Below are 22,170 nucleotides of genomic sequence, written 5' to 3'. Positions count from 1 at the left end.
TTTCCGTGTCTATGATTCGCAATGATCGCCACTAGATCTCACGGGCGGTGAGGCAGTCGGAACTACCCGCTCAACTCCCGCGAGCAGGACTTTTACAAGCCTCTTTGCCGTTGGTTCAGGACGAAACCTGCTGAGAGCGAAGCGTAGCCATGTGATAACTTGGTGTTTGATCCCATGGTTTGATTAAGAGTTTCTTTCTTTGGAACGAAAGGACGCGCAATCGGACAAATTCGCTATGGGAGCGTCACAACTTGAAAGAATATTGGAGACCGAAATGTGGATAACCCTGGAACCCGCCGACGAAAATAGGATCGATTCCGTTTGCAGTAGGGATATTTTTGTTGTGTCAAAGTGGATCTCAATGGTGAGGCCATCACGTATGAAACGTTTCGCAACCAGTGCTTTGTGAACCTTTTGCGAGACGCCAGTGAGGCGAATCCAAGTGAGAACCCGAAAGTGAGCGGAGTCACTTTCTTTTTCTCATACATATCAACACGTTAGGGTGGATATGGCTCCGGCGGTAGGGATCGAACCTACGACCAATTGATTAACAGTCAACTGCTCTACCGCTGAGCTACGCCGGAACATGAGCGCGGATATAGCAATAGGTTCCTCCCCCGTCCAGAGGGTTTTTGACAAAAAATTGTCGCGCGCTCAGCCCGCTCCGGGCCCAAGCGTAAAACGGCTGTCACGGCTCAAACGGTCAAGGCTGTGAACCTGGTTTTTTCCTGCCAAATCAATCAAATGGGCCAGAACGTTGCGGGTGGCCGCCGGAATAAGGGCAGGGGGTGTTTCCGTATAAATGGCCGTGGCAAGCTCTTGCGCTGTCGCGGCGCCCGCTTGCAGGGCACGCAGAATATCCGCCTCGCGGCTCTCGCGATGTGCAATCAACCAATCCAACCGGGCGGCCGGGTCCTTGATCGGGGCACCATGACCCGAATGCATCACCTTGGCGCCCAAGGCCTGCATCCGCCGGCAAGATGCCATGAAATCCGTCAAATCCCCATCGGGGGGCGAGACCATGGAACTGGCCCAGCCCATGACCAGATCGCCGGTGAACAGCATCCCGCCCACCTCGAAACACATGTGATTGCCGAAATGCCCCGGCGTCCAATGTGCCTTGAGGCGCCACTCCTCGGTTTCGATCACGTCGCCGTCCGCCAGCGTCCGATCCGGGGCAAACCCGGCATCCACGCCTTCGCCCCCGCCCGACAAACCGCTTTCAGCCAAGGCATCCATGACCGCGCTGCGCCCGGCTTGCGGCCCGCCATAGGCCAGAACCGGCGCGCCGGTGGCACGGCCCAGAACTTCGGCCAAGGGGGAATGATCCAAATGCGCATGGGTCACGAACACATGGCTGATCCGCTGATCCGGCCCGACCGCGCCCAGAATGGCCTCCAGATGCGCCTCGTCCAAGGGGCCGGGGTCAATCACCGCAAGGTCACGTGCCCCCAATAAATAGGTGTTCGTCCCCCGAAAGGTCATGGGCGAGGGGTTGGGCGCCAGGATCCGCCGCACCCCGCCCAAATCCTCGGCCACCCCGACGGGTGGATCAAACGCGCTTTGCTCTGCCATGGCCCTTCCTCTTGCCGTGCCTCACCGCTAGGCTTAGCGCATGTCGTTTCGCTGGCTCAAACCCTATCTGCCCCGCAGCCTCTATGGCCGCGCCATCCTGATCCTGCTTTTGCCCGTGATCAGCGTGCTTTTGGTGGTTTCGGTGGTCTTCATCCAACGCCATTTCGAAGGCGTCACCGAACAGATGACCCGCTCGGTCAGCCGCGAGGTCTTGCTGATTCTGGAAGAAGGGGCCGAAGCGCGCGCAATCGCCCGCACTCTTGAAATCGAGGCCGTTCCGATCACCCCCGGCGATTTACCCGAAAGCGACAGCCGCCGCTGGTACGATTTCACCGGGCGTTTCGTGATCCGTTACTTCGATCAATTGCTGCCAAGCCTCGTCGCCGTTGATTTGCCCGACGATCACGCGGTTCACCTTTATTTCGACCGCCCCGAAGGCGCCCTCAGGCTCAGTTTCGACCGCCGCCGGGTCTCGGCCTCCAATCCGCACCAACTCTTGGTCAACATGGTCGTATTCGGCGGGCTGATGACCGTGGTGGCCTATTTCTACCTGCGCAACCAACTGCGTCCAATCACGCGCCTTGCCCGTGCCGCCGAGGCCTTTGGCCGGGGCCGGCATGTCACCTATCGCCCTGCCGGCGCCAACGAGGTTCGCGCCGCCGGGAATGCCTTTCTCGACATGCGCGCGCGGATCGAGCGACAGATCGAACAGCGCACCTTGATGCTGTCTGGCGTGAGTCACGATATGCGCACGCCGCTTACCCGCCTCAAACTGGGCCTCAGCATGCTGGAGGACGAGGATCGCGACGCCTTGGAACAGGACGTCGCCGATATGGAGAGGCTCTTGGACGAATTCCTCGCCTTTGCCCGGGGCGCACAGGAAGGCGAGCCCGAGCCGGTCGATCCCGTCGCCCTTGTCTCCCAGATCATCGAGGATTTCCAACGCGCCGAGGTTCCCGCCACCCTTGCCCTTGTCGAAGGCGCGGGGCAGGTGGCCCTGCGCGCGGGCGCCATCCGTCGCGCGGTGGAAAATCTCATCGGCAATGCCACCCGCTATGGCACCCGGGCCGATGTTTCGGTGCTGATCACTGACAAGACCCTGCGCATCCGGGTCGAGGATGATGGCCCCGGCATCCCGCCCGAACAACGCGAAGAGGCCATGAAACCCTTCGCCCGCCTCGATCCCGCCCGCAATCAGAACACCGGCACCGGCGTGGGGCTTGGCCTGTCCATCGCCCTCGACATTGCCCGCGCCCACGGCGGCACGCTGCGCCTTGGGCAAAGCACCCGTCTGGGCGGGCTAAAGGCGGATATTGTCATCGGGCGATGATACCCGGCACCAGTCAGCCAGGCGTTCGCAGATAGGTTTCCGACACATAGCCGCGCAGCCCCGGCGCCCGGTCCAATGCGGCCTCGCACCACCGCGTGCCGCCATTTCGGGAACAGTCCCGCACGCGCAGCATCGTACCGTTGGGCAGGCCGACAATCGTGTCAAACCCCGTTCCGGGCCCGGCCCGCAGCTTCAGCATATCACCCTCTTCAACACCAAAAACCTCACGAAGGTCTTGTTGAACCAAGGCCGCTGGTGTCGTCTCCGCACAAGCCGAGAGCAAGGCAATCGCGACAAGGGACAGGGCTGTTTTGCGCATGACATCTTCCCGCTTGGTAATAATTGGTAGGCCCGGAGGGACTCGAACCCCCAACCAAAGCGTTATGAGCGCTCTGCTCTAACCAATTGAGCTACAGGCCCGACCTGTGACCGTCATTAGCAGATGGGGCAGGTCGGTCAAGCAGCCAGCACATACAGTTGGGCCATTCCTCCCCGGATACGGTCACGACAGGGCATTTTCGCGGCGTTTCAACGCGTTATCCGCGATTCGCGGCCCCGTGCCCCGCAAGGCGCTTTTCTTCGCCCCTCACTTGGGCTAATCCCGCGCCCATAGGATACGGCAAAGGGCTTGGACATGACCGAGGGCAAGAACGGCATCACCTATTCGGATGCGGGCGTGGATATCGACGCGGGCAACGCCCTTGTCGACCGGATCAAACCCGCCGCCAAGCGTACCAACCGCCCCGGTGTCATGGCTGGGCTGGGCGGTTTCGGCGCGCTCTTCGATCTCAAGGCCGCAGGCTATACCGATCCTGTGCTGGTCGCCGCGACCGATGGGGTGGGCACCAAGCTGCGCATCGCGATTGATACCGGCAATGTCGATGGCGTGGGCGTCGATCTTGTGGCCATGTGCGTCAACGATCTGGTCTGCCAAGGGGCTGAACCCTTGTTTTTCCTCGATTATTTCGCCACCGGCAAACTTGAAACCGACACGGCGGCGCGGATCATCGAAGGTATCGCCAAGGGCTGTGAATTGTCGGGCTGTGCCCTGATTGGTGGCGAAACGGCGGAAATGCCGGGCATGTACCCCGAAGGCGATTTTGATTTGGCGGGCTTCTCCGTGGGCGCCATGGAACGCGGCGCGGACCTGCCCGCCGATGTGGCCGAGGGCGATATCCTTCTGGGGTTGGCCAGCGATGGTATCCACTCCAACGGTTATTCGCTAGTGCGTAAACTGGTCGAGATGTCCGGCCTCGGATGGGATGCCGATTGCCCATGGGCCGAGGGCACCCTCGGCGCGGCCCTGCTGACCCCCACACGGCTTTACGTCAAACAGGCGCTTGCCGCTGTCCAGGCCGGGGGCGTGCATGCCTTGGCCCATATCACCGGCGGCGGGTTGACCGAGAACCTGCCGCGCGTCCTGCCGGATGATCTGGGCGCGGATGTAGATCTTTCCACATGGGAATTGCCCCCTGTTTTCAAGTGGTTGCAAGCCACCGGTGGCATGGCCGAGGCGGAGATGCTCAAGACCTTCAACTGCGGTATCGGCATGATCCTCGTGGTCAAACCCGACCATGTGAAAGACCTTGTGACCCTGCTGGAAGTCGAAGGCGAAACCGTGTCGAAGCTGGGCACCGTCACCACGGGCGAGGGCGTCCGTTATACCGGGGCGCTTGCGTGACCAAACGGGTCGCCATCCTGATTTCCGGCGGCGGGTCCAACATGGTCTCGCTGGTGGATAGCATGACAGGCGATCACCCGGCGCGGCCCGCGGTCGTGCTGGCCAATAGCGCCGGGGCCGGTGGGCTGGCCAAGGCGCAAGCACGCGGCGTCGCGACCGGGGTTGTCGATCACCGCGACTTTAAAGGTGATCGGGAAGCCTTTGAAAAGGCAATTATTTCCGCGATTGATCCTTATCAGCCGGATATTCTTTGCCTGGCCGGTTTCATGCGAATCCTGACCCCGGTTTTCATCGACGCCTTCAAGGGCCGGATGCTCAATATCCACCCCTCGCTATTGCCGAAATACCGTGGCCTCAACACCCACGCCCGCGCGATCGAGGCCGGCGATTCCGAGGCCGGATGCACCGTGCACGAGGTCACGCCGGAACTCGATGATGGCCCTATCCTTGGCCAGGCCCGGGTGCCGATCCTGCCCGATGACACGCCCGAGACACTGGCGGCCCGGGTCCTGATCCAAGAACACAAGCTTTACCCGGCGGTCCTGCAGCGCTTCGCCCAAGGGGATCGGACCGCGATCAACCTTTAGGGCAGGGGCCATTCCCATTGCCCGCGTCTTTGCCTATACCGGGTGAACGGGCGCCGCGAAGACCCCATGCCACAAAGATTAGAAAAGCTTTACATGAAAACCCTGACAACGACCCAAGAGCTTGCCAATTTCTGCACCGAGGCTGCACAGCACGATTACATCACCGTCGATACCGAATTCCTGCGTGAACGAACCTATTATTCCAAGCTTTGCCTGATTCAACTTGCCATGCCGGGCAAGGACGAAAGCAACGCGGTCCTGGTTGACCCCTTGGAAAACGACCTGTCTCTTGAACCGCTTTATGCGCTGTTCCGGGATAGCTCGGTGGTCAAGGTGTTCCATGCCGCGCGGCAAGACCTTGAGATATTCTATGTCGATGCCGGCGTCATCCCGACACCGCTGTTCGACACACAGGTGGCGGCCATGGTCTGTGGCTTCGGCGACCAAGCGGGCTATGAAACCCTGGTGCGCAAGATCGCCAAACAACAACTCGACAAAAGCTCGCGGTTCACCGATTGGTCACGCCGCCCGCTGACCGAGGCGCAAAAGAAATATGCCCTCGCCGATGTGACCCACCTGCGCCAGATTTACGAGTTCCTGGCCAAGAAACTGCACGACACCGGCCGCGCCGCCTGGGTCGAGGAAGAACTGCAAAGCCTGACCGATGGCGAGACCTATGTGGTCAAACCCGACGAGGCGTGGAAACGGGTGAAAACCCGCAATACCTCGGCCAAGTTTCTGGCGATCGTCCGCGAACTGGCCCGTTTCCGCGAGGCCCACGCCCAATCGCGCAACATCCCGCGCAACCGCGTGTTCAAGGATGACGCGCTTGTCGAACTGGCCTCGACCAAACCCACCTCGCACAAGGATCTGTCCCGGTCGCGGCTGCTTTTGCGCGAGGCCCGGAAAGGCGATGTGGCCGATGGCATTTTGCAGGCCGTCGCGGCCGGGCTGAATTGCCCGCCCGAGAAAATGCCGAAACCCGACAAAAGCCGCGAGAAACTGCAAGTGAACCCGGCCTTGGCCGATTTGCTTCGTGTTTTGCTGAAGGCGAAAACCGAAAGTTACGGCGTGGCATCGAAACTCATCGCCAGTGCGGCCGACCTTGATGCACTCTCGGCTGGCCTGCGCGATGTGCCCGCGCTGCACGGCTGGCGCAACGATGTCTTCGGACAAGATGCCATGCGCCTTTGCGAGGGCAAGATCGCCCTGGCCGCCAAGGGCGGGGAAATCAGGACCGTCGAACTTTAAACGGCGTCAGCGCCGCGAAACACGTTCGTTCCGCGCCGCGACAACGCGAATGACACGGGTTTGCGCCAGGGTCTGGTCGGATACGAAACGCCCGACATGAACGCGGCGGGTCCGTTCGGGGCCTTGCGGGGCGACGCGTGACTGCACCGCCGAAAGGCGGAACGTCAAAACCCCGTCCACCGGTGTCAAATCGTCATCCGCATCCTCTGCGTTGACATCGACAAGGCGCACGTCGAAGGCTTCCTGGCGCAGCGGCAGGCCCGTGGCCCGCACGATGGCGCCCCCGGGGGTGGGCTCGATGCTCAGGGCCGTCACCTGATCGACGGGGGTGCCTTCATAAACCTCGTCTTCGGGCGTGCGGTCGAAAATTCCGGTGCGTTCGGGAATAAGCGGGTTCACCTCTTCGCTGCCATCGGATTTTACCACGCGGCGGGGTTCGCCCGAGCCGAACCAATTCGAAGGGTTCGCCCGCGAATCGCGCCATCCGCTACAGCCCGCCAAGGCCATCGAAGAAATCACGAGAAGGGAAAGAAAGGTCCGCATCGCAACCGCCTTTTTGTCTTTTATCCCGACTACCCTATCGCGCCGGTTTTGAAAAGGTGCAAGCTGGGTCTGGACCTTCCAATGCACCACGCTTACCTCTTGGACCAAGACAGACCGGAGTAGGACATGGCCCAGGACGCCTTTGAAGATATCGTTGCCGATTTCGAATTCCTTGACGATTGGGAAGACCGCTATCGCTATGTCATCGACCACGGCAAGGCGATGGAGCCGCTGGACGATGCCCTCAAGGTGCCCGCGACCAAGGTCGACGGCTGCGCCAGCCAGGTCTGGCTTCACCCCAGGATCGAAGGCGGGCTGTTTTCCTTTGAAGGCGACAGCGACGCGATGATCGTGCGCGGGCTGATCTCGGTTTTGCGCGCGCTCTACAACGGCCTGCCGGTCGCCGAGGTGCCAAGGGTGGATGCGCCGGGTGAATTGTCCCGCCTGGGGCTGAACGATCACCTCTCGGCGCAGCGTTCCAACGGATTGCGGGCCATGATCGAACGCATTCGCAGCGTGGCCTCTGAGGCGGCCTGAACGGGTCTTTCCAAAAGGTGCGGCTGCGCCGCGCAGGTTTCTTGGGATGAGGGGCGCTGCCCCTCGAACACCCCGGGATATTTGGAAAAAGAAGAAGGGTATCAGGTTTTCCCGGCCTGATCCTCAAGGGCCTCGGCCAGATCGCCATAGCCGGTAAAGCGGTATTCATAGGCAAGACCAAGCCGCGCGGCGCAGTCTTCGGCCTTGGCGCGCAGCTTGGGATCGTCGGTTTGCGCCTGGTAAACCAGCTTGGTGTAATTGCCGAACATCATGTCGCGCAGTTCGGGGTGGCGGTCGAACCCCATGGGTTTCCAGACAAAGGCATCGAATTGCTTGACCAGAAAATCCGTCAGGTAAAAGGCGGTGACCTCTTCTTCGCCATGATCGGCAAAAGCCGCGTTGCCTTCGAAAAACGAATAGCAATGCGGGCCTTCCACCATTTCCACGCCCAGGGCGGCGCATTTCGCCTGCAAAAGCCCGCCGGTTCCACAATCGGCATAGACCACGAAGATACGGTCATAGACGGCGCGATGCGCGGTAACGGATTCTTCCACCGCCTGCGGGATACGCTCGGGGTAGAGGTGCAATTTGGCGGGCAGACATTGCAGATCCATGTGGTGCCAGCCATTGAGACGCTTGAGCGCAAGGATTTCATGCGCCAATGCCCCACAGGCAATCAGCAGGATGCGCCCGTTTGACCCGGCCTCGGAAAAGCCGTCTTCGGTCAGGGTTGTATCGTCCGGCAGGTCGGTCATCTGCGCATCCTGAATAAAGAAACGGCCCGCGTCGAGGGCGGGCCGCTTGGAAAGCCGTGGGGGCCTGCGGCCCTTAGCCCGTGGCGCCCTGGTTGTGCTTGCGACCGCAGTAGTCCTTGGCGGTCTCCACCGCGACGGCCGCGTCGCGACAATAGGCATCGGCCCCGATGGCCTTGCCGAATTCCTCGTTCAGGGGCGCGCCGCCCACCAGAACGATATAGTCGTCGCGCAGGCCCTGTTCGACCATCGTGTCGATCACGACCTTCATGTAAGGCATGGTGGTGGTCAGCAGGGCCGACATGCCAAGGATGTCGGGCTTATGCTCTTCCAGGGCCTCAAGGTAGTTTTCGACCGGGTTGTTGATGCCGATATCGACCACTTCGAAACCTGCGCCCTCCATCATCATCGACACGAGGTTCTTGCCGATGTCGTGGATGTCGCCCTTCACGGTGCCGATCACCATCGACCCCACGCGCGGCGCGCCGGTTTCGGCCAGCAGCGGCTTGAGGATCGACATGCCCGACTTCATGGCGTTGGCGGCCAAAAGCACCTCGGGCACAAAGAGGATACCGTCGCGGAAATCCTTGCCGACGATGGTCATGCCGCCGACCAATGCCTCGGTCAGGATCTTGTAGGGCGCCCAGCCGCGCTCAAGCAGGATATTGACGCCTTCTTCGATCTCTTCCTTCAGACCGTCGTAAAGGTCGTCCCACATCTGTTGGACAAGTTCCTCGTCGTCGAGTTCCGACAGGATGATGTCGTCTTCTTCATCAGACATGAGCGGTTTCCTTGATTCCTGTGGCGCCAGCGGCGCGTTTGTCTCTGCTTCAGCTTTCGTCAATTTGCCGCAGACCAACTTTCCGAATTGCGACACTGGCCGCGTCGCTACCGACCTTTAACGCCTTATGCGCGCCAATACCCTCGAAAATCCTTCATGTTCTATACGGGGTTGTTGCGTATGTTCCCTATTTGTTCCAGTCTGGAGCCATGTCAGACAAGGTTACGCATGATCCCGCGCTGCGCTGCCCCGGCCGGGCGGCAGGGTCCAACGACACCGGCCGCTTCGAGGCGGTGACGCGCAGCTTTGAGCCGACCGCGCCGGGCGAAAGCGTCTTGCGCACCGAGGTGCGAGAGGAGACACCCCGCAAGATCATCACCTACAACCGTTCGCCCGATTTACCATTCGATCGCTCGATCAACCCGTATCGGGGCTGCGAACATGGCTGTATCTATTGCTTCGCGCGCCCCAGCCATGCCTGGCTGGGCCTGTCGGCGGGGCTTGATTTCGAAACCCGCCTTGTGGCCCGTCCCGATGCGCCCCGGGTCCTGGCCCGCGAATTGCGCGCGCCGCGCTACCGGGTGGCGCCCATTGCCATCGGCACCAATACCGACCCTTACCAACCGGTTGAAAAGACCCATGAAGTGACCCGGGCCTGCCTCAAGGTGCTGCAGCGTTTCAATCATCCCGTGGCCATCGTCACCAAGGGCAGCTTGATCGAACGCGATCTGGATATTCTGTCGGATATGGCCGGGCGCGGCTTGGTCCGGGTCGGCATATCGCTCACCACCCTCGACCCCAGGCTTTCGCGCCGGATGGAGCCGCGCGCGCCGTCGCCCGCGCGGCGGTTGCAAGTGATCGAACGGCTGGCAGGGGCAGGGGTGCCGGTGCGGGTGATGACCTCGCCCGTCGTGCCGGGGCTGACCGATCACGAGATCGAGGCCTTGCTCAAGGCCGGGCAGGGCGCCGGGGCCACGGCGGCCTCATGGATCATGCTGCGCCTGCCGCTGGAGGTCTCGCCGCTGTTTCGTGAATGGCTGGCCGCCCATTACCCCGACCGCGCGGGCCGCGTCATGGCGCGGGTGCGCGAGATGCACGGCGGGCAGGACTATTCCGCCGATTGGGGCCGCCGGATGCGTGGCAGCGGCACCTATGCCCGGATGATCGCACAACGCTTCGATCTGGCGGCCAAACGGCTGGGCCTTGACCGCGCGCAGCCAAGGCTGCGCTGCGATCTCTTCAAGCCGCCCCCGAAACCGGGCGACCAACTCAGCCTGTTTTAACCGCGGCGGCGGCGGGTGCGGCGCTTGGGGGTGTCATCCTCGCCCGTGCCATCGACCGCCGAGGAAAACCCGCCCAGCTTTTCGGCAACCTCTTCCAGTGTCGGGCGCGCGCCGCGCGGGCGGTTTTCCAGGGCCTCGCGCATATGCGACAGGTGCTCGGGCATGGTGCCACAGCAGCCGCCGATGATCGTGGCCCCGGCATCGCGCGCCAGAACCGCGTATTCCGCCATCAACTCGGGCGTGCCGTCATAGTGGATATGCCCATCCACATACTTGGGAATCCCGGCATTGCCCTTGGCGATCACCGGACGCTCGGTGCCCTGGGCGATAAAGCCCATGACCGTGCGCATCAGGTCCGAGGCCCCGACACCGCAGTTGGCCCCGAAGGCCAGCGGCGGGTTGTCAAGCTTGTCGACCATGGTCACCATATCGGCCGAGGTGACGCCCATCATCGTACGCCCCGCCGTGTCGAAACTCATCGTTCCGCACCACGGCATCCCGGCCAGTTTGAAAGCCTCCGCGGCGGCCTTGTATTCCTCGGGCGCGCTGATCGTTTCCAGCCACAGCACATCCGCGCCGCCTTCTTTCAGGCCATCGGCCTGTTCGTGGAAAATCTCGACGGCGATCTCATGGGTCAATTCGCCCATGGGCGCCATGATCTCGCCGGTCGGCCCGACCGAGCCTGCGACGATGATATCGCGGTCCCGCGCATCGGCCACGTCGCGGCCAATCTCGGCCGACATACGCGACAGCTCCCGCGCGCGCTTTTCCGCGCCATGCAGCTTCAGGCGCGCGGCATTGCCGCCAAAGGAATTGGTCAAGAACAGGTCGCTGCCCGCATCCACCGCCAGCGTATACAGCTTCTTGATCCGGTCGGGGTGCACATCGTTCCACAACTCGGGCGCATCCCCCGATTCCAGCCCCATGTTGAACAGGTTCGTGCCCGTCGCCCCATCGGCCAGGATCCAGTCGCGGTTTTCCATCATTCTGCTGAGTGCGTTGCTCATGTTGCGCCTTTCAAACGGTTTCAGGCGGGGTTGCGCCCGCCGTTTCATGCTTCCTGTCATATGTAGGTGCGTGAGGCAAATTCATAGATTGCATGAGGATCATGCGCTTCTTTCACCTAAAGCGTTTCGCGAAAAACCTGAATCACAGATTTTCGCGAAACGCAGTGCTCCGCTCAATCGTTGCACGCGTTCCGCCTTTCGCTGATGCATCAGGTTAAAGGCGGACCGCTTTAGGCAGGTTCAGGCATGTTTGAACATGATTTCAGCTGTGCGAAGCCGATAAAGCCAAGTGGTCACAGCCGAAGTCCAAAACACGCAGGGCTGTTTCTTCCGCCCGACCAATTTCCATGGTCTGCTGTGACGTGCTGTCAGTTCAGCAGCATCAATCTTAGATCAGAGAATTAACTTTCGAAAAGATCGGCATAGGTCGAAACCGGGCCAGCCGATTCAAGATAGGTTTTTGCGATGTGCTTTGCATTCGCTGTCAAGCTGAGCCTTCTCTCATCATCCGCGAGTATCTCGGTAAGCTTGTCTGCAAGATCCGCAAAATCCCAACGACAGGCGATATAGGTTTCGCCGTCTCGAAAAAGGTCTGGCTCGGTCCTCAGATGCGACATATCCGGCTTTATAAGCACGCAACCGGCCGCGATCGCCTCGATGTCCCGCCAACACAGTTCGCCATAGCCGAAAGGGCTGAAACAAGCCTTCGAGCGTTCGAGTTCCCGGGCGAACACAGGGCGTGATACGCCGGTTCCCTTGGCAACGCGAAGACCGCTCAACTCGTCCACCGCGCGTGCGGCGTGTCGGCGCATTTCCCCATACCAGCCGTCTGCACCGACGCCACCAAGGCGCGCATGCAGGTCGATTTCCCTGTCGGGCGCATGTTCCGCGGGTTCAGTCAGCAGAGAAGCACTCAGATCAGGATCCGTCAGAAAATTCGGAGCAATACGAAGCTTGGAAAGCACCGATTGCGGCACACCCCAATCGGTGATGTCGTCTTCGAGACCGTAGAGGCGTCCATAGTACTCAGAGAGATTGGTATGGCCATAGCTTGGCCGAGTGAACGCGGAGTGATCTATAAATAGTGATTTCTTGTAGTATAAAGCTGCACTTTCAAAGATCCCAGCCCAGCGGATATCGGCATTGGCGAAGCTGTCCAGATATGCCCACCTCACGCCGCTGGTTAGGCTCGCTATGAGCCTCTCAAGTTGTTCATGCCGTTCTTTTGGGTTAGTGAGCCAAGTCTGCGCGATGATGTGCGTGGCCGTCGATAGGCCACTTGGGATGCCCTGTTGCAGTGCCTGATCAACCGGTAAGCAACGGATCTCGGCATCGTAGCGCGCGCGGAACTCAGGCGCATAATCAAGGAAGGGGAAAACTGACGAGTAGGATATCCGGTTTGGTTCAAAAAGGATCAAAAGGCGGCGATTAGTATCTTGATTGAAACCGCGTCCAAAGATCAGGCGATGCAATGCTTTGTTACGGCGCTTTGAAGGTGCAGCAGCAATGGATCTGATCAATGGATTCATGCGTACCCCCTCGTCGCCTCGAAAGATATGTCGCAGGACGGCTGAAGCGGTCTCGCGCGACCTTTTGGTATACACGCCAATGCTTGGGTCTTCCGTGCAACGCTCGCAGTCATTCCACCTATGATCATCCTCATAAATAGCATAGCAAAACTTTATCTATTACTCGCACGAAGTTGTTTCAGTTACCGAAGGCGCTGAATTGGCATTTCTCGCACTTCCAGAACGCACCGCTCTCTACTGTTTGTGAAACGAATGTATCTTGTCACCATTCATCAAACTGCCAGACACTATCCCAGATGTCTTGGATAATCTGGGTTTGCGGCAACACTGTGCAATCTTGAGGCCTTTTTGAGGGATCCCTACCAAATAGAGGGATGGCTGAAACGCTGGTTTCGGGGCTTGCCTGTAATGTTTCGGCAAAACTGTAAAACACAGCTTTACACGAAACGCTGCAGGTAGTGAGCTGCTTGATTTTATCCAGGTAAGTACAATTCAAGCGCCGCGGCACCGATCTTTTGAACCGCGTTTGGTATGAAGTTTGCACCTGTGTCAGTCATGCAGGCTCCAGCAGGTGCTCGTTATTGCGCATTGTGGCGATAAAAAACGGGCCGCGCTATGGCGCGGCCCGTCCCAAATTCAAAAACAGCTCCACGGCTCAGTCGGCCTCTTTCACCAACTGCTCCTTGGCGACGCGCAGCAACTCGTCCATCTTGCCCCGGATGGTGTCGGCATCGGCCAGATCGCCAAGGTCACCGGCAACCTTGCGCACGACATCTTCGTGACCGGCTTCTTCGAAATCCGACAGGATGACTTCCTTGGCATAGGCATCGGCATCCGCGCCGGTCTTGCCCAGAAGCTCAGCCGCCCAAATGCCCAAAAGCTTGTTACGGCGGGCCTCGGCCTTGAATTTCATTTCCTCGTCATGGGCGAACTTGTTTTCGAATGCGGATTCGCGATCGTCGAAGGTGGTCATTGGGCCATTTCCCCTAGTGCAGCGTTGCAGTTTGCCAAGATATGCCGCCCCGCGGCCCGGATCGCAAGGCCCCTATGGCATGTTGAGCCATCTTGCGGCGTTTCCCCTCATGCACTAAGAGGGCGCCAAAGACCCGCGGGACTCATCCCCGGTCAATGACGGAGGCTGCATTGGCGCGGCGCAAGAAAATCTACGAAGGCAAGGCGAAAACGCTTTACGAAGGGCCGGAACCCGGCACCGTCGTCCAGTATTTCAAGGACGACGCAACCGCCTATAATGCCGAGAAAAAGGCAGTGATCGAGGGCAAGGGCGTCCTCAACAACATCCTGTCGGAATATTTCATGATGGGACTGACCAGCATCGGCATTCCCAACCATTTCCTCAAACGGCTCAACATGCGCGAACAACTGGTGCGCAGTTGCGAAATCGTCCCGCTCGAAGTGATCGTGCGCAATTATGCCGCGGGCTCCATGGCCAAGCGCCTTGGCATCGACGAAGGCATGCAATTGCCGCGCCCGATCGTGGAATACTGCCTCAAGGACGATAAACTCGGTGATCCGCTGGTGACCGAGGAACATATCGCCGCCTTCGGCTGGGCCAGCCAGCAGGACATGGACGACATCCTCAGCCTCGCGTTGCGGGTGAACGATTTCCTCTCCGGTGTCATGTACGGCGTCGGGATCAAGCTGGTGGACTTCAAGATCGAGATCGGCCGCGTCTACGAGGGCGATTTCATGCGCCTGATCGTGGCCGATGAAATCAGCCCCGACAGCTGCCGCCTGTGGGATATCGAAACCGGCGAGAAACTGGACAAGGATGTCTTCCGCCGTGATCTCGGCAGCCTGACGGATGCCTATACCGAGGTCGCCACCCGCCTTGGTGTCATGCCCAAGAACACCACGCAGATGACCAAACCGACGTTGATCAACTGATCGCGCCGCCAATCCGCCAACCGGCGCCGCCCGCGCCACGCAAACACGGGAAGATGACTTATGAAAGCTCGCGTGCATGTCATGCTGAAGAACGGCGTTCTGGACCCGCAGGGCGAGGCCGTGCGCCACGCCCTTGGCCAACTGGGCTTTGACGGGGTCGAAGGGGTGCGTCAGGGCAAGGTGATCGAACTGGACCTTGCCGAGACCGACGCCGACAAGGCGCGCGACACCGTCACGCAGATGTGCGAAAAGCTGCTCGCCAATACCGTGATCGAAAGCTACTCGGTCGAGGTGTCGTGATGCACGCCGCCGTCATCGTCTTTCCCGGCTCCAACTGTGATCGCGACATGGCCGTCGCGCTTGAGCGGGCAGGGGCCAAGGTCTCCATGGTCTGGCACAAGGATACCGCGCTGCCCGAGGGCATCGACCTCATCGGCGTGCCCGGCGGGTTCTCCTTCGGCGATTACCTGCGCTGCGGCGCGATTGCCGCCAATTCGCCGATCTGCCGCTCGGTCGTGGCCCATGCCGAAAAGGGCGGTTACGTGCTTGGCATCTGTAACGGCTTTCAGGTGCTCACCGAAACCGGCCTTCTGCCGGGTGTCCTGCTGCGCAACGCGGCTCTGAAATACATCTGCAAGCCGGTCGGTCTGACCGTGCAAACCGCCGACAGCGCCTTCACCAGCGGCTATGAACCCGGTCAGACCGTGACCTTCCCCATCGCCCACCACGACGGCAATTATTTCGCCGATGCTGAAACGCTCAAGCATCTTCACGGCGAGGCACGGGTGGCTTTCACCTATAACGCCAATCCCAACGGTTCGGCCGACGATATCGCCGGTGTCCTGTCGGAAAATCGCCGCGTGCTCGGCATGATGCCGCACCCCGAACGCATGGCCGAAGAGGCCCATGGCGGCACCGATGGCGCGGCGATGTTCGACAGCGTTGTTGCCCAGGTGGTGGCGGCCTGATCCCCTTGCCGGTTTGCCCATGCGGGCGTAAATTACCGTAATGAGCCTTCTGCCAACCTCAAATAACTCGATGCGCCGCCGCACGCGTTCAGTCAGTTGGCGGGCGCGGCTTGCGCTTCTGGCGATCCTCGTCATGGCCATCGCCGTGGTTTATGTGACCAACCGGCTGCTCACCGATCGCTTTACCGAAAACACACGCAACCGGGCCGAATTGCGGCTTGTGCTCTACAGCGGCAACTTGCTTAGCGAATTGCGCCAGAACGCCATCGTGCCACAGCTTCTGGCGCGTGACCCGGCCCTTATTCAGGCGCTCAATACCGGCGATTACACCCAGTCCACACAGCGCCTCCTGTCGTTCCTTGACGAAATCGGCGCCGCCTCGCTCATGCTGCTGGATCGTGACGGGCGCACCGTGGCGGCAACCGAGCGCAACAAGCTGGGCGAAAGTCACCGCCAAGCCCCTTATTACGTTGAGGCTCTGCGCTCTCGCGATACGATTTTCCAGGTGCTCGAGGATGAAACCGGGCAATACCGTTTCTTCTATTCGCGCCGCATCGACAGCCAGAACCAGATCGCCGGTGTCATCGTGGTCGAGGTGGATCTTGGCAAATACGAACGCGCCTGGGCCGGGATATCCGATGCCGTTCTGGTTACCGATAGCGAGGGCCGCATCATCCTTGCCACCGAACCCCGCTGGCGCGGACTAAGCGAGGCCGAGGCCCTGCGCCGCGAACCGGTGGACAGCGCCATCGAGCGCGCCATTCAGGCCACCGCCGATTGGACGGCCCTTCCCGCCGATGCCTACCTTCAGGGCGAGGCGGTGATGCGGGTCGAGGGGCGCGTGGCCTTCCGTGGCTGGCGCATCGCGTCGTTCACCACCTACGCTAGTGTCCGTGACAAGGTGAACGGGGTTCTGGCGCTCGAAATCATGGGGTTCGCGATTCTTCTGGCGCTCGCCTTCTATTTCCTGAACCGCAAAACAGCGGTGCGCATGGCGCTTTTCCAACGCGAGTCGGCAGAGCTTCGCGCATTGAACGCAAGACTGCAGCGGGAAATCGCCGAACGCGAAAGGGTGCAGGAAAACCTCGCCGTGGCCGAACAGACCCTCGCGCAAAGCTCCAAACTCGCCGCCTTGGGCGAGATGTCGGCGGCGGTCAGCCACGAGTTGAACCAACCGCTCGCGGCGATGAAAACCTACCTTGCCGGTGCGCGCCTTCTGCTCACCCGCAACCGCCCCGACGAGGCGCTGTCGTCCTTCCAACGGATCGACGACCTGATCGAACGGATGGGCGCCATCACCAAGCAGTTGAAATCCTACGCCCGACAGGAACGTGACGCATTCGAGCCTGTAAAAATGGGCGAAGCACTCAATTCCGCCCTTGCCATGATGGAACCGCAACTGCGTCAGCGCAAGATCACCATCACCCGGTTCATCCCCGATGAACCGGTGGTCGTGATGGGCGACAGGGTGCGCATCGAACAGGTAATCATCAACCTGCTGCGCAATGCCATGGACGCAACCGAGGCCAGCGACGATCCCGCAATCGACATCCTGCTCGCCGGTGGCGAAACCGCGATGCTGACCGTGCGCGACAACGGCCATGGCCTCAAGGACATCGAAAACCTGTTTGAACCCTTCTACACCACCAAGCAGCCCGGCGACGGGGTGGGCTTGGGGCTTGCCATTTCCTCGGGGATCGTCAACGACCTTGGGGGCCGATTGACCGCGCGCAATGCGGTTGACGGGGGGGCTGTATTTGAAATGCAACTCCCTATCTTACCTGAAGAAACCCGTGCTGCGGAGTGACTGACATGCCGAGTGCCATGAAAATCGCGATCATCGACGACGAAAAGGACATGCGCCAATCCATAAGCCAATGGCTGGCGCTTTCGGGCTACGACACCGAGGCCTTCGGAAGCGCCGAAGAGGCGCTCAAGGTGCTTGGCCCCGATTACCCCGGCATCGTCGTGTCGGACATCAAGATGCCGGGCATGGACGGGATGCAATTCCTCAAGAAACTGATGGGCACCGATTCCAGCCTGCCGGTGATCATGATCACCGGCCATGGCGATGTGCCCATGGCGGTCGAGGCGATGCGCATGGGGGCCTATGACTTTCTCGAAAAGCCCTTCAATCCCGACAAGATGAACCAGCTGGCCAAGAAAGCCACCAATGCCCGCCGCATGACGTTGGACAGTCGCGCCTTGCGGCGCGAACTTTCCGACGGCGGGCAATTGATGAAAAAGCTGATCGGCGCCTCGCCGGTGATGGAACGCCTCAAGGAAGATATCCTCGATCTGGGGCAGGCCGATGGCCATGTCATGATCGAAGGCGAAACCGGCACCGGCAAAACGCTCGTGGCCCATGCGCTGCATGCCGTGGGCTCCCGCGCGGGCAAGAAATTCGTGCTGGTCTCCTGTGCCGCCCTTGAGGAAGACGCGCTGATCAAACGCCTGTTCGGCCCGGTACAACCCGAAGACAGCCAGATCCCGGCGGTGGAAGAGGCGCGCGGCGGCACGCTTGTCCTCGAAGATATCGAGTCGCTCTCCGAGGCCGCGCAGGCCCGCCTGCTGACCTACATCAACGACGAAGGCACGCCGCCCGAAACCCGCATCGTTGCCATTTCCAACATGCAAGAACAGGATCGCACCTGCGAAGACGCCCTGCGCTCGGACCTGTTTTACCGGCTCGGCGCGCTGCGGATCACCGTGCCGCCCCTGCGCCAGCGGGGCGAGGATATCCTGACGCTCTTCACCCGGTTCTCCGAGAATTTCGCCGATGACTATGGCTGCGAAACCCCCGAGGTCAGCGCACAGGAGGCCGCACAGCTTCTGCAGGCGCCTTGGCCGGGCAACGTGCGCCAACTGATCAACGTGGCCGAACGCGCCGTCCTGCAATCGCGCCGCGGCTCGGGCACCATTGCCTCGCTCCTGATGTCCGACCATCAGGAAATGCAGCCGGTGATGACCACCGAGGGCAAACCGCTCAAGGAATATGTCGAGGCGTTCGAACGCATGCTGATCGACAACACCATGCGCCGCCACAAGGGCTCTATCGCCTCGGTGATGGATGAACTCTGCCTGCCGCGCCGCACCCTGAACGAGAAAATGGCCAAGTACGGCCTGCAACGCTCGGATTACCTGTAGGGCGTTTCAGGCGCCCTGCGACAGGCACCTTGCATTTTCCCCATTGTAATTGGTCCATCCTACCCTTTAGTGTGACCTACAGGCCGGGAAAACTCCCGCGCAGCACAAGTTTCGCTGTTTAGGGCCGCTGTCGGACGATAACTACGTCCACACCTCGAAACAGACCGATATGATCCCCCGACCGGGGATCACCCGAATGCCTGCCGCCGCATAAGCGGCCCTGCAGGTGCAAGAGTTGGCGCAAGGCAAAGCGCCGGAGAAGAAGAACCGCGATGAAGCGCGCGCTACAACATAGGCTAGGGGCAGGTGCCGAAACCGGCGCACCCTTCCGTACGCCCGCCATCGCGCCCAACAGACACCCCCCGCATTCCGCTCGCCCCCTCGGTCCACCCGGGCAGGGGCTTGCGCGTATGCCGCGGTGCAAACGGATAACATGGCTAAGAAAATGCTCATCGATGCCACCCACGCGGAAGAAACCCGCGTTGTGGTGGTCGACGGAAACAAGGTCGAGGAATTTGATTTTGAATCCGACAACAAACGGCAACTCGCCGGCAATATCTATCTCGCAAAGGTAACACGGGTCGAACCCTCGCTTCAGGCGGCCTTCGTCGATTACGGCGGCAACCGCCACGGCTTCCTTGCGTTTTCGGAAATCCACCCGGATTACTACCAGATCCCCGTGGCCGACCGCGAGGCGCTGCTGGAAGAGGAACGCGCCTATGCCGAGGCACAGCGCGCCCAGGAAGAAGCCGACGAGAAACCCAAGAAACCGTCGCGCTCGCGGTCCCGGTCGCGCTCCAAGTCCAAGGCCGAAAAGGCCGAGACCAATGATGCCGTGATCAGCATCGAGGCCGATGCCAAGCGCGATGAAATTTCCGGCATGGAAACCATCGACCTTGAGGCCGACGGCAAGGATGCCACGCCCGAAGGCACCTCGCCGATGGAAACCGTGGCCGAAACCCCGGTCGAGGAACCCTCCGACGACGCCACGCCCGAAAGCGTCGAAAAAGCGGATAAATCCGAGGCCCCCGCTGACGCCAAAACCGAAGACGCCCCCGAAACGAAAGAGGGCGACGACGACGGGGGGCAGCCCAAGCGCTCGGATGCCACGGCCAAGGACGAGTCGATCGAATCCGTCGCCGATGACGACGATCACGAAGACATCCGCCCGCCGCGCAAACCGCGCCCGCGCCGCTACAAGATCCAGGAAGTGATCAAGGTCCGCCAGATCCTTCTGGTGCAGGTCGTCAAGGAAGAGCGCGGCAACAAGGGCGCCGCCCTGACAACCTACCTCAGCCTTGCGGGCCGTTACTGCGTCCTGATGCCCAATACCGCCCGTGGCGGCGGCATCAGCCGCAAGATCACCAACGCCGCCGACCGCAAGAAACTCAAGGAAACGGCGGGCGAGATCGACGTGCCCAAGGGCGCGGGCCTGATCATCCGTACCGCAGGGGCCAAGCGCACCAAGGCGGAAATCAAGCGCGATTACGAATACCTGCAACGTCTGTGGGAACAGATCCGCGAACTCACGCTGCGATCCATCGCGCCGGCGAAAATCTACGAAGAAGGCGACCTGATCAAACGCTCGATCCGCGACCTTTACAACCGCGAGATCGACGAGGTTCTGGTCGAAGGCGAACGCGGCTACCGCATCGCCAAGGACTTCATGAAAATGATCATGCCGTCCCACGCCAAGAACGTGAAACACTATCAGGACGCGATGCCGCTTTTCGCCCGCCATCAGGTCGAAAGCTACCTCAGCGGCATGTTCAACCCGACGGTACAACTCAAGTCGGGCGGCTATATCGTCATCGGTGTGACCGAGGCACTTGTCGCGATCGACGTGAACTCCGGCCGCGCCACCAAGGAAGGCTCGATCGAGGAAACCGCGCTCAAAACCAACCTTGAGGCCGCCGAAGAGGTGGCCCGCCAATTGCGCCTGCGCGATCTTGCCGGTCTCATCGTGATCGACTTCATCGACATGGACGAGCGCAAGAACAATAGCGCCGTCGAAAAGCGCATGAAGGACAAGCTGAAAACCGACCGCGCCCGCATTCAGGTGGGCCGCATTTCGGGCTTCGGCCTCATGGAAATGAGCCGTCAACGCCTGCGCCCCGGCATGATCGAGGCGACGACACAGCCGTGCCCGCATTGCCACGGCACCGGCCTCATCCGCTCGGACGATAACCTTGCGTTGTCGATCCTGCGCCAGATCGAAGAAGAAGGTGTGCGCGGCCGGTCACGCGAAGTACTGGTTAAATGCCCCGTGGGCATCGCCAACTTCCTGATGAACCAAAAACGCGAACACGTCGCGCAGATCGAGGCCCGCTATGGCCTTTCGGTGCGCATCGAAGGCGATCCGCTGTTGATCTCGCCCGATTTCAGCATCGAGAAGTTCAAGACCGCCACGCGCAATGTCCCCGAGGCCACCGCGCCGGTTGTTTCGGTCGATAGTTCGCTGATGGACGATATCGACAAATCCACCGACGAACCGGCCGAAACCAAATCGGACAACAACGCCGAAAACGGTGACAACAACGGCGAAGAGGGCAAGCCCAAGAAACGCCGCCGTCGTCGCCGTCGCCGCTCCAAGTCCAAATCGGGCGAAGAGGGGCAAAACGGCGAGTCGCAGAACGCCAACAATGACGGGCAGGCGTCCGACGCCGACGAGGGCGCGAAGGCCACCGAGGCCAAACCCGAGGAGGCATCCGAAGCCAAGGCAGACGATAAGCCGTCCGAGGAAAAACCTGCCGAGGACAAGCCCAAGAAAACCACCCGCTCGCGCTCGCGCTCCAAATCCAAGGCGGCCAAAGCCGAGGATACGGCGGAAACCGCCGAGGCAGAGACATCCGAGGCCAAACCCGCCGAAGCCGAGGCCGAGGCGGCCGGAACCGAGGAAACCGCCGAAAAGCCCAAGCCAAAGCGCACTCGCAAACCGCGCAGCAGTTCGAAAGCCAAGGCTGACTCCAAGGCCGATACGCCCGAGGCCGCCCCGGAAGCCCCCAAGGAGGACACGGCAAAGGAAAAACCGCAGGCCAAGGAAGAAGCCGCCCCCGCGGCTGAAGAGGCCCCCGAACCCGAGCCCGCCAAAGAGCCTGTAAAAGAGCCTACGACAACCGCGACGGACACCGCCGAGTCGGAACCGCCCAAGCCGAAGAAACGCGGCTGGTGGTCCCTCGGCCGCTAAAGCGTTTCGCGAAAAACCTGAATCACAGATTTTCGCGAAACGCAGTGCTCCGCTCAATCGTTGCACGCGTTCCGCCTTTCGCTGATGCATCAGGTGAAAGGCGGAAC

The 22,170-nt window shown here is 60.8% G+C and carries 20 protein-coding genes and 2 tRNA genes; 12 read left to right on the top strand and 10 right to left on the bottom strand.

From position 1 onward, the window contains the following. Positions 1-509: 509 nt before the first annotated feature. Both RBB32_RS02145 and RBB32_RS02140 read right to left on the bottom strand, forming a co-directional pair. Positions 510-584 (bottom strand) — tRNA-Asn (locus RBB32_RS02145). Between the two features lie 70 nt (positions 585-654). Continuing rightward, positions 655-1,575, bottom strand: coding sequence for an MBL fold metallo-hydrolase (locus tag RBB32_RS02140; protein WP_306151016.1), 921 nt, complete (start codon positions 1,573-1,575; stop codon positions 655-657). 40 nt (positions 1,576-1,615) lie between these two features. On the opposite strand from RBB32_RS02140, the gene RBB32_RS02135 reads away from it, so the two are divergent. Further along, on the top strand, positions 1,616-2,905 hold the full coding sequence (locus RBB32_RS02135) for an ATP-binding protein (RefSeq protein ID WP_306151015.1): 1,290 nt from the start codon (positions 1,616-1,618) through the stop codon (positions 2,903-2,905). 13 nt (positions 2,906-2,918) lie between these two features. Here the strand turns inward: RBB32_RS02135 and RBB32_RS02130 are convergent, their stop codons facing one another. Beyond that, complete coding sequence (locus RBB32_RS02130) at positions 2,919-3,224, bottom strand: SH3 domain-containing protein (protein ID WP_306151014.1); 306 nt, start codon at positions 3,222-3,224, stop codon at positions 2,919-2,921. A gap of 24 nt (positions 3,225-3,248) precedes the next feature. Beyond that, positions 3,249-3,325 (bottom strand) — tRNA-Ile (locus RBB32_RS02125). 214 nt (positions 3,326-3,539) lie between these two features. On the opposite strand from RBB32_RS02125, the gene purM reads away from it, so the two are divergent. The 3 genes from purM to rnd all read left to right on the top strand — a co-directional run bounded on the left by purM (position 3,540) and on the right by rnd (position 6,424). Continuing rightward, positions 3,540-4,586, top strand: a complete 1,047-nt coding sequence (purM, locus tag RBB32_RS02120) for a phosphoribosylformylglycinamidine cyclo-ligase (protein ID WP_306151013.1) — start codon at positions 3,540-3,542, stop codon at positions 4,584-4,586. Further along, positions 4,583-5,173: a phosphoribosylglycinamide formyltransferase gene (gene purN, locus RBB32_RS02115; RefSeq protein WP_306151012.1), complete on the top strand. Its 591-nt coding sequence runs from the start codon at positions 4,583-4,585 to the stop codon at positions 5,171-5,173. Before purM ends, purN begins: the two co-directional genes overlap by 4 nt. 93 nt (positions 5,174-5,266) lie before the next feature. Then, on the top strand, positions 5,267-6,424 hold the full coding sequence (rnd, locus tag RBB32_RS02110; RefSeq protein ID WP_306151011.1) for a ribonuclease D: 1,158 nt from the start codon (positions 5,267-5,269) through the stop codon (positions 6,422-6,424). A gap of 6 nt (positions 6,425-6,430) precedes the next feature. Here the strand turns inward: rnd and RBB32_RS02105 are convergent, their stop codons facing one another. Further along, entirely contained in the window at positions 6,431-6,967 is a 537-nt protein-coding gene (locus RBB32_RS02105; protein WP_306151010.1) for a hypothetical protein, read from the bottom strand. A 126-nt stretch (positions 6,968-7,093) separates the two neighbouring features. Here RBB32_RS02105 and RBB32_RS02100 point away from each other — a divergent pair, with 126 nt between their 5' ends. After that, on the top strand, positions 7,094-7,504 hold the full coding sequence (locus RBB32_RS02100) for a SufE family protein (RefSeq protein WP_306151009.1): 411 nt from the start codon (positions 7,094-7,096) through the stop codon (positions 7,502-7,504). Positions 7,505-7,605: 101 nt separating this feature from the next. Here RBB32_RS02100 and RBB32_RS02095 read toward each other — a convergent pair whose 3' ends face one another. Together RBB32_RS02095 and RBB32_RS02090 are read right to left on the bottom strand one after the other, a co-directional pair. Then, positions 7,606-8,259, bottom strand: coding sequence for a DUF1638 domain-containing protein (locus RBB32_RS02095; RefSeq protein WP_306151008.1), 654 nt, complete (start codon positions 8,257-8,259; stop codon positions 7,606-7,608). Positions 8,260-8,332: 73 nt separating this feature from the next. Then, positions 8,333-9,037 (bottom strand): B12-binding domain-containing protein, encoded by a 705-nt coding sequence (locus tag RBB32_RS02090; RefSeq protein ID WP_306151007.1) that lies wholly within the window; start codon positions 9,035-9,037, stop codon positions 8,333-8,335. Positions 9,038-9,246: 209 nt separating this feature from the next. Between RBB32_RS02090 and RBB32_RS02085 the strand changes: the two genes are divergently transcribed. Continuing rightward, the gene (locus RBB32_RS02085) at positions 9,247-10,320 is read left to right on the top strand and encodes a PA0069 family radical SAM protein (protein ID WP_306151006.1); all 1,074 of its coding nucleotides are present in this window, start codon (positions 9,247-9,249) and stop codon (positions 10,318-10,320) included. Here the strand turns inward: RBB32_RS02085 and bmt are convergent. From bmt to RBB32_RS02070, 3 genes are all read right to left on the bottom strand, one after another. Continuing rightward, positions 10,317-11,327, bottom strand: a complete 1,011-nt coding sequence (bmt, locus tag RBB32_RS02080; protein WP_306151005.1) for a betaine--homocysteine S-methyltransferase — start codon at positions 11,325-11,327, stop codon at positions 10,317-10,319. The two genes, RBB32_RS02085 and bmt, sit on opposite strands and share 4 nt — an antisense overlap. Positions 11,328-11,728: 401 nt before the next feature. After that, complete coding sequence (locus RBB32_RS02075; RefSeq protein WP_306151004.1) at positions 11,729-12,856, bottom strand: glycosyltransferase; 1,128 nt, start codon at positions 12,854-12,856, stop codon at positions 11,729-11,731. 655 nt (positions 12,857-13,511) lie between these two features. After that, complete coding sequence (locus tag RBB32_RS02070; RefSeq protein ID WP_306151003.1) at positions 13,512-13,829, bottom strand: DUF1476 domain-containing protein; 318 nt, start codon at positions 13,827-13,829, stop codon at positions 13,512-13,514. Positions 13,830-13,999: 170 nt separating this feature from the next. Between RBB32_RS02070 and purC the strand changes: the two genes are divergently transcribed. The 6 genes from purC (at position 14,000) to RBB32_RS02040 (ending at position 22,063) form a co-directional block, all read left to right on the top strand. After that, complete coding sequence (gene purC / locus RBB32_RS02065) at positions 14,000-14,761, top strand: phosphoribosylaminoimidazolesuccinocarboxamide synthase (protein ID WP_306151150.1); 762 nt, start codon at positions 14,000-14,002, stop codon at positions 14,759-14,761. A gap of 60 nt (positions 14,762-14,821) precedes the next feature. Continuing rightward, complete coding sequence (gene purS, locus RBB32_RS02060) at positions 14,822-15,061, top strand: phosphoribosylformylglycinamidine synthase subunit PurS (RefSeq protein ID WP_306151002.1); 240 nt, start codon at positions 14,822-14,824, stop codon at positions 15,059-15,061. After that, positions 15,061-15,729 carry a phosphoribosylformylglycinamidine synthase subunit PurQ gene (gene purQ / locus RBB32_RS02055; protein ID WP_306151001.1) on the top strand — a complete coding sequence of 223 codons (669 nt, stop codon included), beginning with the start codon at positions 15,061-15,063 and terminating at the stop codon, positions 15,727-15,729. The genes purS and purQ overlap by 1 nt, the downstream gene beginning before the upstream one ends. Before the next feature lie 40 nt (positions 15,730-15,769). Continuing rightward, the gene (locus tag RBB32_RS02050; RefSeq protein ID WP_306151000.1) at positions 15,770-17,536 is read left to right on the top strand and encodes an ATP-binding protein; all 1,767 of its coding nucleotides are present in this window, start codon (positions 15,770-15,772) and stop codon (positions 17,534-17,536) included. 5 nt (positions 17,537-17,541) lie between these two features. Continuing rightward, complete coding sequence (locus tag RBB32_RS02045; protein ID WP_306150999.1) at positions 17,542-18,876, top strand: sigma-54 dependent transcriptional regulator; 1,335 nt, start codon at positions 17,542-17,544, stop codon at positions 18,874-18,876. Positions 18,877-19,309: 433 nt separating this feature from the next. Then, positions 19,310-22,063 carry an Rne/Rng family ribonuclease gene (locus RBB32_RS02040; protein WP_306150998.1) on the top strand — a complete coding sequence of 918 codons (2,754 nt, stop codon included), beginning with the start codon at positions 19,310-19,312 and terminating at the stop codon, positions 22,061-22,063. The last annotated feature ends 107 nt before the right edge of the window (positions 22,064-22,170 follow it).

Origin of the sequence: Roseovarius sp. MMSF_3281 (assembly GCF_030733685.1) — a bacterium.
GTDB lineage: Bacteria > Pseudomonadota > Alphaproteobacteria > Rhodobacterales > Rhodobacteraceae > Roseovarius.
Note: the sequence above shows the minus strand (reverse complement) of the source record. Positions and strands in the feature narration are given on the sequence as shown.

Excerpts from the sequence above, each read along its gene's own strand:
- RBB32_RS02140 (WP_306151016.1), bottom strand. The coding sequence starts at position 1,575 with ATGGCAGAGCAAAGCGCGTTTGATCCACCCGTCGGGGTGGCCGAGGAT.
- RBB32_RS02135 (WP_306151015.1), top strand. The coding sequence starts at position 1,616 with ATGTCGTTTCGCTGGCTCAAACCCTATCTGCCCCGCAGCCTCTATGGC.
- RBB32_RS02130 (WP_306151014.1), bottom strand. The coding sequence starts at position 3,224 with ATGCGCAAAACAGCCCTGTCCCTTGTCGCGATTGCCTTGCTCTCGGCT.
- purM (WP_306151013.1), top strand. The coding sequence starts at position 3,540 with ATGACCGAGGGCAAGAACGGCATCACCTATTCGGATGCGGGCGTGGAT.
- rnd (WP_306151011.1), top strand. The coding sequence starts at position 5,267 with ATGAAAACCCTGACAACGACCCAAGAGCTTGCCAATTTCTGCACCGAG.
- RBB32_RS02105 (WP_306151010.1), bottom strand. The coding sequence starts at position 6,967 with ATGCGGACCTTTCTTTCCCTTCTCGTGATTTCTTCGATGGCCTTGGCG.
- RBB32_RS02100 (WP_306151009.1), top strand. The coding sequence starts at position 7,094 with ATGGCCCAGGACGCCTTTGAAGATATCGTTGCCGATTTCGAATTCCTT.
- RBB32_RS02095 (WP_306151008.1), bottom strand. The coding sequence starts at position 8,259 with ATGACCGACCTGCCGGACGATACAACCCTGACCGAAGACGGCTTTTCC.
- RBB32_RS02090 (WP_306151007.1), bottom strand. The coding sequence starts at position 9,037 with ATGTCTGATGAAGAAGACGACATCATCCTGTCGGAACTCGACGACGAG.
- RBB32_RS02085 (WP_306151006.1), top strand. The coding sequence starts at position 9,247 with ATGTCAGACAAGGTTACGCATGATCCCGCGCTGCGCTGCCCCGGCCGG.
- bmt (WP_306151005.1), bottom strand. The coding sequence starts at position 11,327 with ATGAGCAACGCACTCAGCAGAATGATGGAAAACCGCGACTGGATCCTG.
- RBB32_RS02075 (WP_306151004.1), bottom strand. The coding sequence starts at position 12,856 with ATGAATCCATTGATCAGATCCATTGCTGCTGCACCTTCAAAGCGCCGT.
- RBB32_RS02070 (WP_306151003.1), bottom strand. The coding sequence starts at position 13,829 with ATGACCACCTTCGACGATCGCGAATCCGCATTCGAAAACAAGTTCGCC.
- purS (WP_306151002.1), top strand. The coding sequence starts at position 14,822 with ATGAAAGCTCGCGTGCATGTCATGCTGAAGAACGGCGTTCTGGACCCG.
- purQ (WP_306151001.1), top strand. The coding sequence starts at position 15,061 with ATGCACGCCGCCGTCATCGTCTTTCCCGGCTCCAACTGTGATCGCGAC.
- RBB32_RS02050 (WP_306151000.1), top strand. The coding sequence starts at position 15,770 with ATGAGCCTTCTGCCAACCTCAAATAACTCGATGCGCCGCCGCACGCGT.
- RBB32_RS02045 (WP_306150999.1), top strand. The coding sequence starts at position 17,542 with ATGCCGAGTGCCATGAAAATCGCGATCATCGACGACGAAAAGGACATG.
- RBB32_RS02040 (WP_306150998.1), top strand. The coding sequence starts at position 19,310 with ATGGCTAAGAAAATGCTCATCGATGCCACCCACGCGGAAGAAACCCGC.